Below are 19,891 nucleotides of genomic sequence, written 5' to 3' on the forward strand. Positions count from 1 at the left end.
TCAGTCACCGGCGACGGCGCGCGCGACGAGTCCGGCGACGTCCAGTGCACGCGCCCGCTCCTGGTCCTCACGGAACTTGAGCACCGACCCGAGCGTCGCCACCGCCAGGTCGGCATCGAGGTGGTCGGCACCGAGCGCCACCAGCGCCTGGGTCCAGTCGAGGGTCTCGGCCACACCGGGGACCTTCAGCAGGTCCTGCCCACGGAGGTTCTGCACGGCCGACACGACCTCCCTGGCGAGCCGCTCGGAAACGCCCGGCAACCGGGTACGGACGATCTCGACCTCGCGCGCGAAACCGGGATGGTCGAGCCAGTGGTAGTAGCAGCGGCGCTTGAGTGCGTCGTGGACCTCGCGGGTGCGGTTCGAGGTCAACACCACCACCGGGGGTGTCGCCGCCCGGATCGTGCCGAGCTCGGGCACGCTGATCGTGAAGTCGCTCAGGACCTCCAGCAGCAGGGCTTCGAACTCGTCGTCGGCCCGGTCGACCTCGTCGATGAGCAGCACGACCGGGTCGGTCTCCAGCGCCTGCAGCAGTGGTCGTGCCACCAGGAACCGGCGGTCGTACAGCTCGCCTTCGAGTACGTGCTCGTCGCGCCGCCCTCCCGCGGCCTCGGCGGCACGCAGGTGCAGGATCTGGGCCGGGAAGTTCCAGTCGTACAGGGCCTGGGCGGCGTCGATGCCCTCGTAGCACTGCAGCCGCAGCAGCGGAGCCTGCAGGACCGCGGCCAACGCGGCCGCCGTGGCGGTCTTGCCGACACCGGCGTCGCCCTCCAGCAGCAGCGGCCGTCGCAGCACGCACGTCAGGTACGCCGCCGTCGCCAGCCCGGGGTCGGCGAGATAGCCCACCTGCGCCAGTCGTTCGGCGAGCGACCCCGGATCGGTGACGTCGACCGGCAGGCGGCCGCCGGGAGCGGCCGATGCCGCCCCCGGCGCGCCCGCTTCGGCGTGGTCGTCCTCGCTCAAGAGGCGGCGGCTTCCAGCGCCCGTCGGGTCAGGACCCGTGCGAGGTGCTCCCGGTAGGCCGGTGAGGCGTTGAGGTCCGCCGAGGGCGAGGTGCCCTCGGCGGCGGACTCCGCCGCACGACGGATCGCGTCCGTCCCGGCGCCGGCCAGTGCCTGCTCGACCGCACGCGCCCGCACCGGCACGGTCGCCATGTTGGTCAGCCCGACGCGCGCCTCGCCGACGTGGCCGTCGTCGCGACGGACGATCGCGACCGATCCGACGATGGCCCAGGCCTGCGAGACCCGGACGAACTTCTCGTACCGCCAGCCCCAGGCGCCGTCGAGGCGCGGAAACCGCACCTCGGTCAGCACCTCGGCGTCCTCGAGCGCGGTGTCGAGGTAGTCGACGAAGAAGTCGGCGGCCGCCACCTCGCGCTGGCCGCCGGGGCCCTGGCAGACGAACGTGGCGTCGAGCGCCAGTGCCGTGGCGGGCAGGTCGCCGGCGGCGTCACCGTGCGCGAGTGCGCCACCGATCGTGCCGCGGTGGCGAACCTGTGCGTCACCGACCATGGCCGTGACGTGCGCCAGCACGCCGCAGTGCTGCTGGACGAGGGGGTCATCGATGACGTCCTGGTGCCGGGTCATCGCGCCGATCGCCAGCCGGCCGTCGTCGGTCTCGCGCACGCCGCGCAGCGCCTCGACGCGGCCGAGGTCGACCAGCACCTCGGGCGCCGCCAGCCGCAGTTTCATCAGCGGCAGCAGGCTGTGCCCGCCAGCGATCAGCTTGGCTTCGTCGCCATGCTCGGCCAGCACCGACACGGCGTGGTCGACCGATTCGGCCCGGACGTAGTCGAAGGTCGCCGGGATCATGCCGCACCCCCGTCGGTCGCACCGGATGCTCGCTGCAGCGCTTCCCACACGTTCCTCGGTGACGCTGGGAGCCGGACGTCGTTGATCCCGAACGGTCGGAGCGCGTCGACGACGGCGTTCATCACCGCGGGCGTCGAGGCGATCGTGCCGGCCTCGCCCACCCCCTTGACGCCCAGCGGGTTGGTCGTCGCCGGCGTCTCCGTGCGGTCGGTGCGGAAGGTGGGCAGATCGGCGGCGGACGGGACGTAGTAGTCCACGAGCGAGCCGGTCAGCAGGTTGCCCTCGTCGTCGTGGATCGCCTCCTCGAACAGGGCCTGCGCGATGCCCTGCGCCAACCCGCCGTGGACCTGCCCCTCGACGATCTGGGGGTTGATGACGCGGCCGACGTCGTCCACGGACACGTAGTCGCGCAGATGGACGTGGCCGGTCTCGGTGTCCACCTCGACCGCGGCCAGGTGCGTGCCGTGCGGGTAGGAGAAGTTCTCGGGGTCGACGGTCGCGTCCGAGTCCAGGGAGGGTTCCATGTCGTCGGGGTAGTCATGGGCCGCGAACACCGCCAGCGCGACGTCCTGGATCGTCTTCGATGCGTCCGGGGACCCGCGGACCGCGAACGTGCCCCGGTCGAACTCGAGATCGTCCTCGCTGGCCTCGAGCAGGTGTGCCGCGACCCGTTTCGCCTTGGCCACCACCTTGTCGCAGGCGACCTGCACGGCATAACCACCGACGACCAGCGAGCGCGAGCCGTAGGTGTCCATGCCCTTGTGGGCGACGGCCGTGTCGCCGTGACGGACCTCGACGTCCTCGTAGGGCACCCCGAGCGCCTGGGCGGCGATCTGTGACCACGCCGTGACGTGTCCCTGACCGTGGGGCGAGGTACCGGTCACCACCTCGACCTTGCCCGACGGCAGCATGCGCACGCTGGCGTACTCCCACCCACCGGCGCCGTACGACAGCGAGCCGAGGACGCGCGACGGGGCCAGACCACACATCTCCGTGAAGGTGGAGATGCCGATGCCGAGCTGGACCGGGTCGTTCGCCTCGCGACGACGGGTCTGCTCGGCCCGCAGCTCGTCGTAGGCGAACAACTCCTTGGCCTTCGCGGTCGCGGCCTCGTAGTTGCCCGAGTCGTAGGTGATCCCGGCGATCGTCTCGTAGGGAAACTCCTCGTGCCGGATCCAGTTGCGCTCGCGCAGCTCGAACGGCTCCATGCCGAGCTCGTTGGCCGCCTCGTCGATCAGCCGCTCGATCGCGTAGGTCGCCTCCGGCCGGCCGGCACCGCGGTAGGCATCGGTCGGCGTCTTGTTGGTGAAGACGCCGGTGCACGTGAACGACAGCGCGTCCATCTTGTAGATCGCGTTGAACATGAACGCACCGAGCAGCGGTACGCCGGGGGTGACCAGCTGCAGGTAGGCGCCCATGTCGGCCAACAGCTTCACCTTCAGGCCCCGGATGCGACCGTCGGCATCCAACGCCAGCGACAGGTCCTGGATCTGGTCGCGACCGTGGATGGTGGCCTGATAGCCCTCCGTGCGCGACTCGGTCCACTTCACCGGCTGGTCGAGCAGCTTCGCGAGCACGAGGCAGATCGCTTCCTCGGCGTAGACGTTGAGCTTCGACCCGAAGCCGCCGCCGACGTCGGGCGCGATGACCCGCAACTCGTGCTCGGGAACGCCACAGGTGAGCGCGAGCATCAGCCGCAGGATGTGGGGCACCTGCGTGGCCGACCACATCGTGTACTCCCGCTGGTCGCGGGGCGGGGCACAGACCACGGCCCGCGGCTCGATCGCCGTCGGGATGAGGCGCTGGTTGACGAAGCGACGGGACACGACGTGGGCGGCGCCGTCGAACGCGGCGTCGATGTCGCCGTTGACCATCGGCCACGTGAAGCACTCGTTGGCATCCAGCGAGGTGTCGGCGAGGTCGGCGCCATCGGCGAGCGCCGCCTCCATGTCGGTCACCACCGGGAGCGGGTCGTACTCGACGTCGACGAACTCGGTGGCGTCCGCAGCCTCGTAGCGGCTGCGTGCCACGACCACCGCGACCGCGTCCCCGACGTAGCGGACCTCGTCGGTCGCGATCGGCAGGTGGACGGGCGCACGCATGTCCTCGGTCACCGGCCAGGCGCACGGCAGGCCGCCGGCCCAGTGCTCCTGCAGTTCGGCGCCGGTGTAGGCCGCGACGACGCCGGGCTGCTCCAGCGCGGCGGAGACGTCCACCCGGGTGACCCGGGCGTGCGCCATCGGCGAGCGGACGACGGCGACGTGCAGCATGCCGGGCAGTTGGACGTTGTCGGTCCAACGGGTGCGGCCGGTGACGAGGTGGGCATCCTCCTTGCGCAGCTTCGTGACGCCGACGACGGCGTCCGCTGGAGGCGTCTCGAGCGTGGTCACGGCGCCACCTCCAGGTTCTCGAGCTGTTCGACGTGGTCGGGGTCGGACACCACGTCGGCCTCGCCGACCGTCCCCTCGTCGGGGTCGGGCATCGGCTCGCCGCGCAGTTCGGCAGCGGCGCGCAACACCGAACGGACGATGTTGACGTAGCCGGTGCAGCGGCACAGGTTGCCCTCGAGACCGTGCCGCACCTCCTCTTCGGTGGGGTCGGGGTTGCGTTCGAGCAGGTCGATCGACGACATGATCATGCCCGGGGTGCAGTAGCCACACTGCAGCCCGTGCTCGGTGTGGAACGCCTTCTGCAGCGGGTGCCACCCGCTGGTCGCGTCACCGTCGGCGGGCGGCTGCGCCAGTCCCTCGATGGTGCGCACCTCGGCGCCGTCGGCCTGCACGGCCAGGATCGTGCAGCTCTTGACCGACTGACCGTCGAGGTGGACGGTGCAGGCGCCGCAGTTGGACGTGTCGCAGCCGATGTTGGTGCCGGTCCGGCCCAGCACGTCGCGCAGGTAGTGGACCAGCAGCAGCCTCGGCTCGACGTCGTCGTCGTGCGTGGCGCCGTCCACCTTTATCTGGACTCTGGTCATCGTGCCCTCCCGTGGTCGAGCCCTCGCAGGCCGCGCCGACGGGTCGCCCCCGCGCGACACACGATGCGTTCGAAACGCCCCCTCCCGCCGGAGGTCCCGCCCCCCGGCCCGCTCCCGGGCGCCGGCCAACCGTAAGTCGTGGCCGCTTCCGTGTCACCCGCTCTTTCAGCGGCGGCGCACGTCGTCACGGAGCGCTCCGCTGCATCCGCTCCGACCGGCGTCAGTCCGACGAGAACGTGGCGACGTCGGCGGGGCGGCCGTCGCGGGGGTCGTCGTCGTGCGGGACCCGCAACGGCAGGTCGTCGGCGTCCGGCAACCGGTCGCGGTCGACGGCGAGCACGACGCGGTACGGGTTGAAGTCGTCGGTGCAAGCACCGGCGCCGACCGCGCCTTCGTCGACGGCGACATACCCGGCATCGACGGTCGTCACGCTGATCACGTACGCGGGGCAGCTTCCCGACTCGCCACCGAAGTACACGGCGAGGGCCTGTCGCTCGGACGCCACCTGATCGAGTTCGCCGTACACACCGCCGGTCGCGGGCGGATCGTCGTCGGTGTCCGGCGTCCGGTCGCCGACGTGCAGGTCCCACAGCTCCGCCGCCGCGTCCTCGTCCCACGCGATCTCGAGGAAGCCCCAACGTGGCTCGGACGGCGGCCCCTGACCCCAACCGTCGAGCTTCGCCAGCGTCGTGGCGGCACGCGACGGCGGCGGCGGGGGCTCCTGGATCTCGAAGCAGATGGCGTCGGCGCCATGGTCGTCGCTCAGCTGCTCCAGCCGTTCGGGCGGCGGGTCGTAGAGGCCGAGCGCGACCCGGTTGCGCATGACGTCCAGCCCACTGGAGGTCAACAGGCCGGGTACCGGCTCACCGGAGGGGTTCTCCTGGGACCAGATCCGCTCCTGCCGTGCCTGGAGTTCGGCCTCGCCGAACGTGGCATCGGCGACGGCGACGGCGGGGTGCACGGCGTCACGGACGCCGGCGGCGTACGCCTCGACGTCACCCGTGAACGCGACGACCAGTCCACCGGCGTCCTGGTCGAACCACAGCCCGGCGAAGTCGTCGCCGGCGTGCTCGCGCGCCCAGCGCTGTACCGCCGGGGCAAGGGTCTCGACCGTCGGGCCGCCCGTCGTCGTGTCGTCGAGCGGCGCCCCCGTGGTGCCGAGCGGTTCCACCCCTTCTGGCCGCTGTGCCTCGAGCGGAGCCACGTCCTGGCACCTCGGCGCGATGCCGGCGGCCGCGCCTGCGGCGGACGGGGGATCCTCGTGGTCGGCCGACGGGGCGACGACACCGTCGCCATCGGAGACCTCGCCACAGGCACCGAGCAGCGCCGCGGCCGCCACGACACCGACGAGACGACGTGATGGGGCAGCCATCGGGTACCGGTCGCGTCGTCCGGGTGCGTCCTGCATCGTGGTCCGTCCTTGCGAGCTTCAGATGCCGGCGTGGACTCCGGGACGGATCCCCGCCGGTTGCCTCGTGGAGCGCCGACATGCCGCCTTCCCGACCGTGCCAAGTTCACGACGTCGTGGCCCTCGCCCGCGAGGCGGCTAGCCGCGGTTCTCGGGCTGAGGAACACCACATTCCTGGCATGGTGATCAGGTGTTGTTCTGCCCATCATTACCAGACCGCCCGCAGCGGAGCGGGCTGCCACGAGGAGGACACCATGGAGCGGTTCGAAAACGTCGTCGACAAGTTCATCGAGTCGATCGAGGCGGGTGACAGCGAGGCGTTCGCGGCGCTGTTCGCCGAGGACGCCGTGGGGCACCACCCGCTGTACCCCGAACCGGTCCGTGGACGGGAGGCGATCCGGCAGAGCGAGCAGGCGCTCTTCGACGCGTTCTCGGACATCTCCGTCGACGTGCGTTCGGTGCTGGTCGACGGCGACCGCAGCGCCCTGGAGGTCGTCATCGAGGCGGTGAACACCGGGCCGCTAGACCTGGGTGAAGGCGAGCCGGTGCCGGCGACGGGACGCACCGTCGCGCTGCCCGCCAGCTGGTGGCTGGACCTCGGCCCCGACGACCTCATCGTCGAGACGCGCGACTACCTCGACACCGCGACATTCCTGCGCCAGCTCGGCCTCGAGGCGACGTAGCGCTTCGCCTGCGGCGACTCCCGGCCACACCTCAGCGAGACCGCGCGCCACGATCGTCACGTAACCGGTGGATGCGGCTCGACGAGCGCCTCGATCTCGCGGACCGCACGGTCCTCGGACACCTCGTCCGCGATCTCGTGGGCCAGTCGGACGGCCGCCTGCCGGTACGACTCCTCGCTGAGCACCTTCATCGCCACGGCGGCGATCTCCTCGGCAGCCGCGGACGGCTCCAGTCGAAGACCGGCGCCGTGGTGCACCACCCGGGCGGCCACGTCGAGCTGGTCCCGGCCGAGCGGTAGACAGACGAGGGGCACCCCGGCGGCCAGGGCCTTGATCGTCGTGCCGTGTCCGCCGTGGGTGACGACCAGCGCCGCCTCGGGCAGGATCTGCCGGTGCGGGGCGAGGCGGAGGACCTGCAGGTTGCTCGGAGCGTCGATGGCATCGGGGTCGACGCCCCGACCGGTGGTCACCACCGCCCGGACCGGCAGTCGGCCCATCGCGTCGGTCACCCTTCGAAGGACGTCCTCATGGTCCTGAAAGTCGCAGCTGAGCGCGACGAGGACGAGCGGCTCGTCCCCCGCGGGCGGCGCCCACTGGCCGCAGTCGAGCAAATCGTCCAGCCGCGGGCCCACGTGCTTGACCACCGGGGGCAGCGGGCCAAGGAAGTCGAACGCTGCGCTCGTCAGGACGAGAACGAGCGCGGCGCTGCGTGCCTGGTCGAGGACGTGGTCGAGCGGTGGCAGGCCGTGCTCGGCACGGGCGGCGTTCAGAGCGGGCAGGGCGACGTCCCACATCTGCACGTTCCGCTCGGCCACCTTCCGGTCACGCTCGCGCTCCTGGTCGTCGGCGGCCGGGAGCAGGCCGGGGCCGAACGGGGGCACGCCGTCGGCAGGGACCATGTTGATCGTGGTGCCGAGGACAACGCAGGGCACCCCGGCGGCTTCGGCTGCGATGAGCGATCCGAACAACAGTGACTCGGTCAGCAGAGCTGCGGTCGGGCGACGCTCGAGTTCGGCGCGGACGTCGGCCGCGAAGGCGGCGGCGGGCCCGATCGCCAACCGATCGCGCATGGCGGCGAACGCGTCGGGACCCCAGTCTCCGACGAACAGCGTAGAGCGGGAACGTTCCTTGCGATGAGGCGCCCGTGTCCATGACACGTGCACCGCCCCGGTCGCTTCGACGTCTGCCCGCAGCACCGGATCGGCCAGCACCCGGACGTGATGGCCCCGCTCTACCAGCGCTCGCGCCACGCTCATCAGCGGCGGAACAGCCCCGGCCCCGTCCCAGGCCGTCATCAAGAACTCGCTCATGACCCTGCCCCCGCTTCGGGTAGCTCGTGCAGCGCGGTGACGAGTTCGCACACCGCAGTGATGGTGTCCTGCCTGCTCAGGCGCTTGTCGTGCCTGAGCAGCTTCCAGGTATAGACGTCGGTGGCGACGACCAACTGGGCGAGGCGGCGCGTCCGACGCTTACCCTGAAGACCATCGAGCGCAGCGGCGAAGGTCTGCTCGACCCACGCCTCGTGGCGCCGTCGACCGAAGTCGAGCCAAGGCCGAACGGCGGGCACGCGTTCCTCGACAGCGAGCATCCGCAGACTGCTCTCGCCCGTTCGCTCGTAGTCGTCCACGAGCGTGGTCACCGCGGTGCGGACCGCACCCGGCGTCGCCGGCCAACGGGCATTCTCGATCGAGGATGCCAAGCGCTCGGCGGCAGCCGCGAACAGTGCGTCTTTGGTCGGGAAGTGGTTCAGCACGGTCTGGAGCGCCACGCCCGCCGCGGCCGCGACGTCGCGGATCGTGACGTCGTCGTACCACCGCTCCATGAACGCCCGCTCCGCGGCTTCGGCGATCCGCTTCCTCGTCGCCTCGGTCGCAGCAGCGCGCGCCGACATTCGGTAGGTTCTTGTACCACTCATTGGGACATCATCACATCGAAATGAGACGACGTCAAGCGCCGTCAGCACCCTCAGGGCGGACGGGTCGAACGACCGTGCGGCGTGGAACGGACGACGCCCGACAGGCGTCACGTTCGCGATCGACATGATCGCCGCCCGGTTCCCTGGCCCCTACCCGCCGATGTAGGACATTTCGACGCGTGGGCCGCTGAGACCGGCCTCGGCACGCAGCTCCGAGGCGCGGTCACTTCGCGCGGACCAGACAGCGGCGACCGCCGCGGTCAGCTCCCCGTCGGACGCGCCGCCGCGCACGAGGGCGCGGAGGTCGGTGCCCCTGGCGGCGAACAGGCAGGTGTAGAGCTCGCCGACCGCCGACAGACGCGCACGGGTGCAGTCGCCGCAGAAGGGTCGGCTGACCGACGCGATGATGCCGACCTCGCCGGCCCCGTCGAGGTAGCGGTAACGCTCGGCGACCTCCCCGTGGTGCGTCGGCTCGACCGGCTCGATGGCCCAGCGGGCCGCGATGCGCTCGGCCACCTCGGCGGCGGGAACCATGCGGTCCCGCAACCAGCCGTTGGTGGTGCCGACGTCCATGAACTCGATGAACCGCAGGGTGACGCCGGTGTCGCGGGCCCAGCCGGCCAACTCCTCGAGCCGACCGTCGTTCACCCCCCGTTGCAGCACGCAGTTGATCTTCACCGGGTCCAACCCGGCCTCGCGCGCGGCCACGATGCCGTCGAGCACCGTGCCGACCGGTGCGTTCGTGTCGGCCAGCTGACGGAAGGTCGCGTCGTCGAGCGCATCGAGGCTGACGGTGATCCGACGCAGGCCGGCCTCGGCCAGCGCCGGCGCGAACCGGCGGAGCAGCACGCCGTTGGTGGTGAGGGCGAGGTCGGCGAGTCCGGGCTGGTCCTCCGTGGGCGCGGGGATGGCCGACAGCGCGGCGACCAGGTCCGGCAGGTCGCGGCGCAGCAACGGTTCACCCCCCGTCAACCGCAGCTTGCGGACCCCGAGCCCGACGAAGATCCGCGCGAGCCGCGTCAGCTCCTCGAAGCGCAACAACTCGTCGCGTTCGAGGAAGGCGTACTCCGGCCCGAACACCTCACGCGGCATGCAGTAGCGGCAACGCAGGTTGCACCGGTCGGTGACCGACAGGCGCAGGTCGCGGACCGGCCGGCCCAACCGGTCGAGCAACGGTGACGCGACGGAGCTCTCCATGGCCGAACGGTACCCCTCGCGGCAGGCAGTAGCCTCGGTCGCGGACGAGGGAGGGCGTGCCGTGGAGGTCGAGGTGCGGCTGTTCGGCGGTCTCGCGGAGCACGCCGGGGGCGCCAGGACACGGGTCGAGGTGGCCGACGACGCGACCGTCGCGGACCTGCGACCGGCACTGGCCGCGAAGCACCCGGCGCTGGCGCCGTTGCTGGCGCGGGTGAACGTCGCGGTCGACCTCGAGGTCGCTGGCGAGGACCGCTCGCTGGCCGGGGCGCGCGAGGTGGCCGTCTTGCCGCCGGTGGCGGGCGGGGCAGCGACCGACGACGTCCGCGTGGTCACCGGGCTGCGCCGGCCTCCCCTACCGGTCGAGGCAACCATCGAGGCGGTCAGCACCCCCGATGTCGGGGCGACGGCGGTCTTCCTCGGCAGCGTGCGCGACCACGCCGGCGACCTCGACGACGTCGTGCGCCTCGACTACTCGGCCTACGACGAGATGGCCGAGCGGATGCTGTCCGACCTGGCCGCCGAGATCGCCACCGACCATCCGCAGGTCCGCGGCATCGCCCTGCTGCACAGCACCGGCGAGCTGCCGGTGGGTGCCCACACCATCCTGGTGGTGTGTACCGCGCCACACCGCGCCGAGGCCTTCTCCGCCTGCGAGGACGCCCTGGAACGGGTCAAGGACCGGCTGCCCGTGTGGAAACGGGAGGTGACCGCCGACGGGGCCCACCGCTGGGTCGGCCTGCCACCGACCGGCGACTGAGTCAGCCGCCCGGACGTCGCAGGCGTTCGGTGACCTCCGCCACACCCGAGATGTCGGTGATCCGGCCGGGCTCGGCCAGCAGCACCTGATCGGCGAGCACCGCCAGTTCGTCGGGATCGTGGGTCACGAACAGCGCCGGGATGCCGGTCTCGTCGACGAGGTCACGGACGAGCCGCCGCAGTCGGTGCCGCCGCTGCAGGTCGAGTGCGTTGAACGGCTCGTCGAGCAGCAGCAGGCGGGGGGCTCCCGCCAAGGCGCGGGCGAGGGCGACCCGCTGCTGTTGGCCGCCCGAGAGCGTGTGCGGACGGCGATCGGCGAACGGTGCCGCGCCGGTGCGCTCGAGCCAGTCGGTGGCGATGCGCCGGCGCTGCTCGCGCGTCCCGCTGGCCGCGGCGAGGGCGACGTTGGCCAGCACCGTGCGGTGCGGCAACAGGTAGGCCTGCTGGAAGACCATGCCGATGCGACGACGGTGCACGGGCAACCGGTGGCCCGCGACGGTGTCGACGAAGCCGACGCCATCGAGGCTGATGCGTCCCGCGACGGGGTCGTCCAGTCCGGCGATCAGCCGCAGCAGCCGGGTCTTGCCAGCGCCGGACGGCCCGAACAGCACCGTGAGGCCGGGGGGGAGCGCAAAGTCGGCGTGGAGTTCGAAGTCGCCGACCCGGGCGCGGACGTCGACCTCGAGGCTCACAGTGCCGCCCGCTCGAGCCGGCGGACCAGCAGCAGGATCGCCACCGCAACGGCCGAGAGCACCCCCGCGAGCACTCCGGCGGTGGCGTAGTCGAACGCCTGCACCCGGTCGTAGACCGCGATCGGCATGGTCTGGGTCCGGCCGGGGATGTTGCCCGCCACCAGCAGCGTGGTGCCGAAGTCGCCGAGCGCACGCGCGAACGCGAGCGAGATCCCGGCCACGATGCCGCGTCCGGCCAGCGGCAGGGTCACCATGAACGCCAACCGCCGCCCGTGCAGCCCGGCGACGCGTGCGGCCTCCTCGTAGCCGCGGTCGACCGCGGCGATGGCGGCGGTCGCCGTCCGCAGGCAGTACGGCAGGCTGGCGATGGTCGCGGCGATCACCGCCGCCTGCCACGTGAAGACCAGCGGAAAGCCCGTGACGGCCTCCCAGGCGCGCCCGATCGGTGAAGTGCGTCCGATCGTGACCAGCAGGTAGTAGCCCAGAACGGTGGGTGGCAGCACGATCGGCAGGCTCGCGACCGCCTCGACCAAGCCGTGGCCGGGGAACCGCCACCGCGCCAGGGCGTAGGCGCCGGCGACCCCGATGATGGTGGTGAACAGCGTCGCGAGGACGGCGACACGCAACGACAGCAGCAGTGGGAACCAGTCCACGATCAGTGGTCGCCCATGGCGTCCGGGCCTTCCGCGCCCGACCCGCCCTCGTCCGGGGTCGTCTCGCCGGGCAACGACAACCCGAACCTGCGCATCACCGCCCGCCCCTGTTCGCCGTTGACGAACGCGGCGAACCGCGCCGCCCGTCGCGCCCGATCCGGGTCGGACGCGACGATCAGCAGGTCCTGCTGCAACGGCTCGTGGAGTCCCGCGTCGACCGCCTGCCAGTCCCCCTCACCGGCCTCGTCGGCCGCCAGGGCGAGCGAGAGCGCCACGATCGCGACGTCGGCGTTGCCGGTGGCGGCCAGGCGCTGGGCGTCGGACACGTTCTCGCCATGGACCAGCTTCGGCCCGATGCGGTCGAGCACGCCCGCAGACTCCAGCGCCTGCCGGGCGGCGAGTCCGTACGGCGCATGCTCGGGGTTGGCGATGGCCACGGTGCGGATGCGATCGTCGGCCGCCAACTCCTCGAGGTCGTCCCATTCGCGCCACCTCGCCGCCGGGGACCACATCGCGAGGCGCCCGTGGGCATAGGTCGCCTGCGTCGCCGCGTCCCCGACCCCGGCCTCGAGCACCCGCTCGACGTAAGCGACGCTGGCCGACGCGAACAGGTCCATCGGCGCACCCTCGATGATCTGCTGCGCCAACTGCCCCGACGAACCGAAGTTGAACACGACCCGCTCGCCGGCCTCGGCCTCGAATGCCGCCCCGAGCTCCGCGAATGCCGGACGCAGGTCGGACGCCGCAGCCACCAGCAGCGGGTCGTCGGTGGCCGCGCCAGCGCCCCCACCCGAGCACCCCACCACGCCGAGCACGCCGATGGCGAGCAGCAGGCACACGGGCCGAAACCGGACGGGCCCCATTCAGGCCGCCTCGAGGGCGTAGCCCGGTAGGATCGCCAGACGCCGACGCAGCCGCGCCGACGCCAGCAGTTCACCGAGCGCGACGGCGCCGGGGTGGTCCGCGGAGCGGGCGTCGATCCAGACCTCGACCCGGTGGGTCTCGAGCGCGTGGAAGACCATGCCAGCGGCCAGCGCCACGGGCTCGATGGTGACCGCGGCGATCCCGCCGACGCTCGCCTGCCTGGCCGCATCGAGGTGCCCCGTCGCCAACGGCCCGTCGGGGCAGGGCCGCCCCTCCGCGAGCAGGGCCCGCTCGTAGGCCGCCTGCGCCGCTGCGCCGGCGTCACGCTGCACCACGGGACCCTCTCCGGCGACTGCCGCGGCCAGCGCGGCCTCGGCGCCCTGCGGTACGGCAAGACCGGTTCGCCACGCCGCCAGGGGCAGGCGGTGGACGCTGGTGGGGTGCTGCGGTCCGGCCACCTGGACATCGTGGACGACCGCGGCGTGGGCACGACCGGTGACGAGCGCGAGCCTGGCCGCCGAGGACGACGCGAGGACCGGCACGATACGGCCGTTGCCGCGTTCCGGGCCGAGTGCCGCGACGATGCCGAGTGACGGGTCGCAGCCGGCGACGAGGAAGCCGTCGGTGTCCGCGCCGGGCAACAGTGCGACCCGCCTGTCGTCGATGACCGCGTCCGGTGCCGACCACACCTCGCCGTCGTCGGTGCCCGGTGTCGGGATGCAGACGTGGTGATCACCGACCTGGACGACCCGGACGGCCTGGCCGTCGGCGAGGGCGTCGCCGAGCACGTGCAGTGCCCGCGGGGGTCCGACGGCCAGCAGGTCCTCGACGGTCGTGCCAAGCACGCCGGCCAGGGCGACGGCGGCGTCGACCCGCGGCAGGTGCCGGCCGGCCTCGAGGGTGCCCAGCGCCTGGCGGCTGATGCCGGCCCGGTCAGCCAGCTCGGCCTGGCTCAGGCCGAGGGCACGGCGCATGCGCCGCACGCGCTGCCCGATCGCCGCCGGATCCATGCCGCTCCTGCGTGACGCCCACTTCCTGGCGTCACTATGCCAGATAACTAGCCGGCCTGTACAGGCCGGCGTCAGGACCAGCCCCGCCGAGCGGACGGGGTGGTGATCGTTCGGGTCCGTACGGTGGGAACAATCGATCTCGGAGCCTCCATGCCACGTCGCACCACCTTCACGCTGCTCGCGATGGTCCTGGCCGTCCTGCTGCCCGCCCTGCCGGCGGCCGCGCAGACCGGGGACTTCGACGACGTGTCGGGGGTGCACGCGGAGGCGATCGCGGCGATCAGCGACGCGGGCATCACCGAAGGGTGCACCGCGGACCGCTACTGCCCGCAGGAGCTGGTGCGCCGCGACCAGATGGCCTCGTTCCTCGCCCGCGCCCTCGGCCTGGACACGTCCGGGACCACGAGCTTCGCCGACGTCCCGGCCGGCAACCCGCACAGCGGCGCCATCGCGGCCATCCACGCGGAGGGCATCACGACCGGCTGTGAGGACGGCCGCTACTGCCCGTCGGCTCCCGTGCAACGCCAGGAGATGGCCAGCTTCCTCGCCCGCGCGTTCGACCTCCAAGCGACGGACACGACCTGGTTCCACGACATCGGGGGGACGCACGGCGACGCGGCCCAGCGCCTGGGCGCGGCCGGCGTGAGCGGCGGCTGCGACGACCTGGGCCTGCAATACTGCCCGACCGAGGACGTCCGTCGAGACCAGATGGCCTCGTTCATCGGCCGCGCGCTCGAACTGGTGCCCGGTACCGAGATCGCCCTGCTTCTCGAGCCGGGCGACAGCGGGCCGACCGTCACCGCGCTGCAGAAGTACCTCACCGCCAACGACTACTGGGTCGGACCGGTGGACGGCGTCTACGGCAACCTGACCGAGCAGGCCGTCCTCGCGGCCCAGAAGGTCCACGGGCTGGCCCGGGACGGGATCTACGGTCCGCTCACCCGCGGCGCGCTCGCGGCGCCGCGGACACCGGCGACGCGGAGCACTTGGGGCTACGTGGTCGAGTTCGACGAGGACCGCCAGATCGTCATGCTCGTTGAGGACGGGGTCCCCGGGATGATTTTCCACGCCTCCGGCGGGGACGAGAGCTACTACACCCACGAGGGCACCGAGTACTGGGCAGAGACGCCCAACGGCGACTGGCACATCTACCGCGAGATCAACGACTGGCGCACCTCGCACCTCGGCGAGCTGTACCGGCCCAAGTACTTCCACACCGACGGCATCGCGTTCCACGGCTACGACGTCGTGCCTGCCCAGGCCGCGTCACACGGCTGCGTGCGCGTCAGCATCGAGGCGATGGACTGGATCTGGGCCAACGACGCCATGCCGATCGGCACCGACGTCCTGGTCTACGGCGACCCGAACTGAACCCGGGGTCAGATGCCGGCGGCGATGTCGGTGCGGTGCTGCATCCCGTCGAACGAGATGTACCGCACGGCGTCGTACGCCCGCGCCCTTGCATCGGTCACGTCGACGCCACGAGCGGTGACGTCCAGCACCCGTCCACCGGCGGTGTGCAAGGCGCCGCTGGTGTCGCGCGCCGTTCCCGCATGGAAGACCTGCACGCCGTCGAGGGCGTCGGCGGCACCGACCCCGTCGATCGGCACCCCGGTGTCGTACGGGCCCGGATATCCGCCGCTGGCCAGGACGACGGTCGCGACGGCGCCCTCGTGCCAGGTCACCTCGACGTCACGCACGGTCCCGGTCGCCGACGCCCACAGCAGTTCGCCGAGGTCGCTGGCCAGGTGCGGCAGGACGACCTGCGTCTCGGGATCGCCGAAGCGGGCGTTGAACTCCAGCAGTCGCGGTCCCGTCGCCGTCTCGACCAGTCCGGCGTACAGCAGCCCCCGGTAGGGCGAGCCACGACGCGCCAGCTCACGGAGGACGGGCAGGAAGATCAGCTCACGCAGGCGGGCGACGTCGGCGAGCCCGAAGCCGGGCACCGGGGTGTAGGCCCCCATCCCGCCGGTGTTGAGGCCCCCGTCGCCGTCGAGGGCGCGCTTGTAGTCCTGCGCGGGTGCGAGGAGCACCACGTCCTCGCCGTCGCAGACCCCGAACAGGCTGCGTTCGGGCCCGTCGAGGAACTCCTCGACGACGACGTTGGCGCCCGCCTCGCCGAAGACGCGACGCACCAACGCGTCGTCCACGGCGTCGCGGGCGTCGTCGAGGTCGTCGCAGATCCGCACGCCCTTGCCGGCGGCGAGACCGTCGGCCTTGACCACGTACGGCGGCGCGAAACGTTCCAGCGCCGCCTGGGCGACCTCACGGTCCCCCGTGGCGACGTAGCCGGCGGTCGGCGCTCCGGCCGCCACCATGATCTCCTTGGCGAACTGCTTCGATCCCTCGATACGGGCGCCTGCGGCCACGGGCCCGAACGCGGGGATCTCGCGCTGCTGGAGCTGGTCGACGACGCCTGCGACCAGCGGCGCCTCGGGACCGACGACCACCAGGTCGATGTCGCGTTCCTCGGCGAGGACGGCGACGGCCTCGGGGTCGGCCGGGTCGATGGCGTGCACCGGCCCGAGCTCGGCCAGCCCGGGATTGCCCGGTGCGGACTCGATCACCGACACCGAGGGCGAGGTGGACAGCCGCCAGCCGAGCGCGTGCTCGCGCCCGCCGCCGCCGACCACCAGTACCCGCCTACCCACGTTCGTTCCTCGTCACGGTCGCCGGCAGCGTAGGCGCGCCCGCCGATCGTGGCTCTCGCGGCGGATGCGTGCATTCCGAGGCGACTCCGTGCGCGTCACGGTGCACGCATCACGCGCTGGTGGCCGGCACGAGCGGCACGTCGCGGCGGATCAGGGTCTGCGACCGCTTCGGGCCGACCGAGACCCACGTGATCGGGGTCTCGGACTGCTCCTCGAGCAGGTCGACGTAGTCGCGCGCCTCCTGCGGCAGGTCGTCGTACTCGGTGACCTCCGAGATGTCGCCGCCCCACCCCGGCACCTCGGTGTAGACCGGCTCGGCGTGGTGGAAGATCGACTGGTGGGGCGGGAAGTGATGGAACTCCTCGCCGCCGTGGCGGTAGGCGGTCGCGACCTGCAGGGTCTCGAACTCGCTGAGCACGTCGAGCTTGGTGAGGAAGATGTCGGTGAACCCGTTGACCCGGTTGGCATAGCGGGCCAGGACCGCGTCGAACCAGCCGACACGCCGGCGGCGGCCGGTGGTGGTCCCGTACTCGCCACCCACGTCGGTCATCCGCTCGCCGATGTCGTCGAACAACTCGGTCGGGAAGGGACCGGCGCCGACGCGCGTGACGTAGGCCTTGGTGATCCCGATGACGCGGTCGACGTGCCGCGGGCCGAGACCGGCCCCGGTGAGCGCCCCGCCGGCGACGGGGTTGGAGGACGTCACGAACGGATATGTGCCGTGGTCGAGGTCGAGCAGCGTGCCCTGCGCGCCCTCGAGGATGATGTGGCGACCGGCCTCGAGAGAGGTGTGGATGAGGTCAGTCGTGTCGGTGAGGGTGCCCCGAAGCCGCTCGGCGTAGCCCAGGTACTCCTCGGCGATCTCCTCGGCGTTCATGGGCAGCCGGTTGTAGATCTTGGCGAGCTGCTCGTTCTTGTGCTCGAGCGCGGCCTCGAGCTTCTGCCGGAAGATCTTCTCGTCGAACAGGTCCTGGAACCGCAGACCGATGCGGGCGGCCTTGTCGGCGTATGCCGGCCCGATGCCGCGCTTGGTGGTCCCGAGCTTGGCCTTGCCGAGGCGACGCTCCGTCAGCAGGTCGAGCTCGCGGTGGTAGGGCATGATCACGTGGGCGTTGCCCGAGATCTTCACCCGCGTGAAGGGGTCGAGGCCGCGTGCCTCGAGCCCCTCGAGTTCCTCGAGCATGACCTCGGGGTCCACCACGACACCGTCGGCGATGACCGGCGTCACGTGGGGATACAGGATGCCGCTGGGGATCAGGTGCAGCTTGAACACCTGGTCGCCGACGATGACGGTGTGGCCGGCGTTGTTGCCACCCTGGTAGCGGACGACCAGGTCGGTCGTGTCGGCCAGCAGGTCGGTCGCCTTGCCCTTGCCCTCGTCGCCCCACTGGGCGCCGACGATGATCGTCGCTGGCACGCGATGTCCTTCGCTTCGGTCAGCGGCGGAGCGCGCACGATCTGGCGGCACGTCTCCGGCGGCCGTCACGTGCGCCCGCAACACGACGGAGGTCGCCTCGGGGCCGGTGCCGGGAGTCGTCCCGGGCCGCCGTGTCGGGAGCCTACCGGCCGCGGACTCCCCACGGGGTGCCCGCCGCCGGCCGTGGCTCAGGTGTCGTCGCGGGTGTCGTCGTCGAGGTTCCGACCGTCCGCGGTCGCCTCGGCGGGCACCGCACCGTCGTCACGACGGGCGGCCGACACCACAAGCGCCACGCCGATCAGCACCAGGACGCCGGGGCCGATCCAGCGCAGGTCGGCGAACGTGAGCACCGCGACGTCGGTGAGTCCGAGGACACCGACGGTGGCGAACAGGGCGCCGAAGACGAAGGAGAGCAGGTCGAATCGGTGGGTGCGCATCAGGACAGCCCTTCCTCGTCGTCGGGCGCGGTCTCGGGAGCGGTGTCGGTCGTGCGGTCGCCGTCGTCCTCCGGGGTCGCGGCGGCGGCACGGGTCACGTTGGCCTCACCGAAGCCGACGGCCACGGCGAGGGTCAGTCGCGCCTCGGACCCCTCCACCTCGTCGACGACGGTGCGCTCGAGTCCGACCCCGTCGTTGGTGCGGTCGAGCAGGTGGAGTTCGCCCGCACCGACGCGACCGACGACCTCGACGGTCACGTCGGCAGGCACGATCACGTGGAGTTGACCGAACCCGACGTTGACGGCGACGCGCTCGTCCTCGGTGAACGTGATCTGGCTGAGGTCCAGCCGCAACTCCCCGGCGCCGACCTGGTAGCTCTCGCGCAGGACCGAGACGTCGTCGGGCCGCTCGACCTGCGTTCCCACGGCCTGCCCGTTCCCGCCGAACACGTCGGCCGGGAACGGTTGCAGCACCTGCAGGACGAGCAGGACCGGCACCAGGAGCAGGCCGACGCCGATGAGGCCGCGCCCACGGCCGACGACGCTGCCGACCAGCAGACCGAGGCCGATCACCAGCATCGCCGCGGAGACGAGTCGGCCCGGACCCATCACCAGGGTTCCTGCGACGTCGAGCAACCACAGCACGCCGACCGTCACGGCGGCGATGCCCAACGTGACTCGTGTCAGGACGCTGCGCGACGGCGGCATGGGTGGCGGCGTCCAGTCGCGCCCGTCGTCGCCTCCACCGGAACGTCCCGGTGGAGGGCCGGACGGCGGTGCCGACCACGGCGAGGGATCCAGCACGTGCGTGTCGCCTGCCCGCTCGCCGGACCCGGCCCAGGACGCCCCGGGGCCGTCGATGCGCACGGTGTCCGCGCGCGAGGGATCGGTGCTGCTCATGGCGGTCTCCGGGGGCCGTGCCGTGTGGTGGACGGGTGTGGGGGCGCGGTCGGCGGCGCGCCACAGCGCGACGCCGACGGCGATCAGGACGAGCGGGACCAGGACGGAACGGTCGGCGCCGACCCGGAAGGGTCCGGGACCGTGGAAGGGGCCCTCGATCAGCCACAGGGCGCCGACGATCAGGGTGCCGACACCGACCCAGAACAGCGGGTCGCGGCCACCCAACTGCTCGCGCCGCTGGGGACGCGGTGCGCGGCTCTCCTCCTCGGTCTCCTCCGGCACGAAGATCCAGGCCAGCACGTAGGCGACCAGGAACACCCCCTGGGTCAGCAGGGTGAGGACGACGAACAGGACCCGGGCGACGGCGACGTCGATGCCGAGGTGGTCGGCGAGGCCGGCGAGGACGCCGGCGAGCAGCCGCCCCTCGCGACGACGACGCAGCGGAGGCGCAGGTGGCGGCGGGACGGAGGAGGACACGGCAGACTCGAGGTGGAGGTCGGCGACGGCAGGCGACCGCAGGCGCG

19 protein-coding genes are annotated in these 19,891 nt (G+C 72.0%); 3 read left to right on the forward strand and 16 right to left on the reverse strand.

What is annotated here, in order from left to right; all coding sequences use genetic code 11:
* The 5 genes from ACERMF_RS00340 to ACERMF_RS00360 all read right to left on the reverse strand — a co-directional run bounded on the left by ACERMF_RS00340 (position 1) and on the right by ACERMF_RS00360 (position 6,193).
* Positions 1-963 carry an AAA family ATPase gene (locus ACERMF_RS00340; protein WP_373667020.1) on the reverse strand — a complete coding sequence of 321 codons (963 nt, stop codon included), beginning with the start codon at positions 961-963 and terminating at the stop codon, positions 1-3.
* Positions 960-1,811, reverse strand: coding sequence for a xanthine dehydrogenase family protein subunit M (locus tag ACERMF_RS00345; protein ID WP_373667021.1), 852 nt, complete (start codon positions 1,809-1,811; stop codon positions 960-962). Before ACERMF_RS00345 ends, ACERMF_RS00340 begins: the two co-directional genes overlap by 4 nt.
* Positions 1,808-4,201 (reverse strand): xanthine dehydrogenase family protein molybdopterin-binding subunit, encoded by a 2,394-nt coding sequence (locus tag ACERMF_RS00350; RefSeq protein ID WP_373667022.1) that lies wholly within the window; start codon positions 4,199-4,201, stop codon positions 1,808-1,810. Before ACERMF_RS00350 ends, ACERMF_RS00345 begins: the two co-directional genes overlap by 4 nt.
* A complete protein-coding gene (locus tag ACERMF_RS00355) occupies positions 4,198-4,785 on the reverse strand; it encodes a (2Fe-2S)-binding protein (RefSeq protein WP_373667023.1) in 588 nt (195 codons plus the stop codon). Before ACERMF_RS00355 ends, ACERMF_RS00350 begins: the two co-directional genes overlap by 4 nt.
* 220 nt (positions 4,786-5,005) lie before the next feature.
* Positions 5,006-6,193, reverse strand: a complete 1,188-nt coding sequence (locus ACERMF_RS00360; RefSeq protein ID WP_373667024.1) for a hypothetical protein — start codon at positions 6,191-6,193, stop codon at positions 5,006-5,008.
* Between the two features lie 254 nt (positions 6,194-6,447).
* Here ACERMF_RS00360 and ACERMF_RS00365 point away from each other — a divergent pair, with 254 nt between their 5' ends.
* A complete protein-coding gene (locus ACERMF_RS00365; RefSeq protein WP_373667025.1) occupies positions 6,448-6,876 on the forward strand; it encodes an ester cyclase in 429 nt (142 codons plus the stop codon).
* 56 nt (positions 6,877-6,932) lie between these two features.
* On the opposite strand, the gene ACERMF_RS00370 is transcribed toward ACERMF_RS00365, so the two are convergent.
* The 3 genes from ACERMF_RS00370 to moaA are packed head-to-tail and all read right to left on the reverse strand — an operon-like array spanning position 6,933 to position 9,988.
* Positions 6,933-8,186, reverse strand: coding sequence for a glycosyltransferase (locus ACERMF_RS00370; protein ID WP_373667026.1), 1,254 nt, complete (start codon positions 8,184-8,186; stop codon positions 6,933-6,935).
* Positions 8,183-8,917: a TetR/AcrR family transcriptional regulator gene (locus tag ACERMF_RS00375; RefSeq protein WP_373667027.1), complete on the reverse strand. Its 735-nt coding sequence runs from the start codon at positions 8,915-8,917 to the stop codon at positions 8,183-8,185. The genes ACERMF_RS00370 and ACERMF_RS00375 overlap by 4 nt, the downstream gene beginning before the upstream one ends.
* Before the next feature lie 24 nt (positions 8,918-8,941).
* Positions 8,942-9,988, reverse strand: a complete 1,047-nt coding sequence (moaA, locus tag ACERMF_RS00380) for a GTP 3',8-cyclase MoaA (protein WP_373667028.1) — start codon at positions 9,986-9,988, stop codon at positions 8,942-8,944.
* Between moaA and ACERMF_RS00385 the strand changes: the two genes are divergently transcribed.
* On the forward strand, positions 9,987-10,745 hold the full coding sequence (locus ACERMF_RS00385) for a molybdenum cofactor biosynthesis protein MoaE (protein ID WP_373667029.1): 759 nt from the start codon (positions 9,987-9,989) through the stop codon (positions 10,743-10,745). The genes moaA and ACERMF_RS00385 overlap by 2 nt on opposite strands.
* Position 10,746: 1 nt before the next feature.
* Here the strand turns inward: ACERMF_RS00385 and ACERMF_RS00390 are convergent, their stop codons facing one another.
* From ACERMF_RS00390 to ACERMF_RS00405, 4 genes are read right to left on the reverse strand one after another with little or no spacing between them, the layout of a single operon-like run.
* Positions 10,747-11,436 carry an ATP-binding cassette domain-containing protein gene (locus ACERMF_RS00390; protein WP_373667030.1) on the reverse strand — a complete coding sequence of 230 codons (690 nt, stop codon included), beginning with the start codon at positions 11,434-11,436 and terminating at the stop codon, positions 10,747-10,749.
* Positions 11,433-12,089 (reverse strand): molybdate ABC transporter permease subunit, encoded by a 657-nt coding sequence (gene modB, locus ACERMF_RS00395; protein ID WP_373667031.1) that lies wholly within the window; start codon positions 12,087-12,089, stop codon positions 11,433-11,435. The genes ACERMF_RS00390 and modB overlap by 4 nt, the downstream gene beginning before the upstream one ends.
* A gap of 2 nt (positions 12,090-12,091) precedes the next feature.
* Positions 12,092-12,952: a molybdate ABC transporter substrate-binding protein gene (modA, locus tag ACERMF_RS00400; RefSeq protein WP_373667032.1), complete on the reverse strand. Its 861-nt coding sequence runs from the start codon at positions 12,950-12,952 to the stop codon at positions 12,092-12,094.
* A complete protein-coding gene (locus tag ACERMF_RS00405; RefSeq protein ID WP_373667033.1) occupies positions 12,953-13,963 on the reverse strand; it encodes a helix-turn-helix transcriptional regulator in 1,011 nt (336 codons plus the stop codon). It abuts the gene before it with no gap.
* Positions 13,964-14,113: 150 nt separating this feature from the next.
* Between ACERMF_RS00405 and ACERMF_RS00410 the strand changes: the two genes are divergently transcribed.
* The gene (locus tag ACERMF_RS00410) at positions 14,114-15,334 is read left to right on the forward strand and encodes a peptidoglycan-binding protein (protein WP_373667034.1); all 1,221 of its coding nucleotides are present in this window, start codon (positions 14,114-14,116) and stop codon (positions 15,332-15,334) included.
* Between the two features lie 8 nt (positions 15,335-15,342).
* Here ACERMF_RS00410 and purD read toward each other — a convergent pair whose 3' ends face one another.
* The 4 genes from purD to ACERMF_RS00430 all read right to left on the reverse strand — a co-directional run bounded on the left by purD (position 15,343) and on the right by ACERMF_RS00430 (position 19,844).
* Positions 15,343-16,614: a phosphoribosylamine--glycine ligase gene (purD, locus tag ACERMF_RS00415; RefSeq protein ID WP_373667035.1), complete on the reverse strand. Its 1,272-nt coding sequence runs from the start codon at positions 16,612-16,614 to the stop codon at positions 15,343-15,345.
* Positions 16,615-16,723: 109 nt separating this feature from the next.
* A complete protein-coding gene (locus ACERMF_RS00420) occupies positions 16,724-18,031 on the reverse strand; it encodes an adenylosuccinate synthase (RefSeq protein ID WP_373667036.1) in 1,308 nt (435 codons plus the stop codon).
* Positions 18,032-18,219: 188 nt separating this feature from the next.
* Positions 18,220-18,468 (reverse strand): hypothetical protein, encoded by a 249-nt coding sequence (locus tag ACERMF_RS00425; RefSeq protein ID WP_373667037.1) that lies wholly within the window; start codon positions 18,466-18,468, stop codon positions 18,220-18,222.
* A complete protein-coding gene (locus tag ACERMF_RS00430; protein ID WP_373667038.1) occupies positions 18,468-19,844 on the reverse strand; it encodes a PspC domain-containing protein in 1,377 nt (458 codons plus the stop codon). The genes ACERMF_RS00425 and ACERMF_RS00430 overlap by 1 nt, the downstream gene beginning before the upstream one ends.
* Positions 19,845-19,891 lie beyond the last annotated feature (47 nt).

This window comes from Egicoccus sp. AB-alg6-2 (assembly GCF_041821025.1).
Taxonomy (GTDB): domain Bacteria; phylum Actinomycetota; class Nitriliruptoria; order Nitriliruptorales; family Nitriliruptoraceae; genus Egicoccus.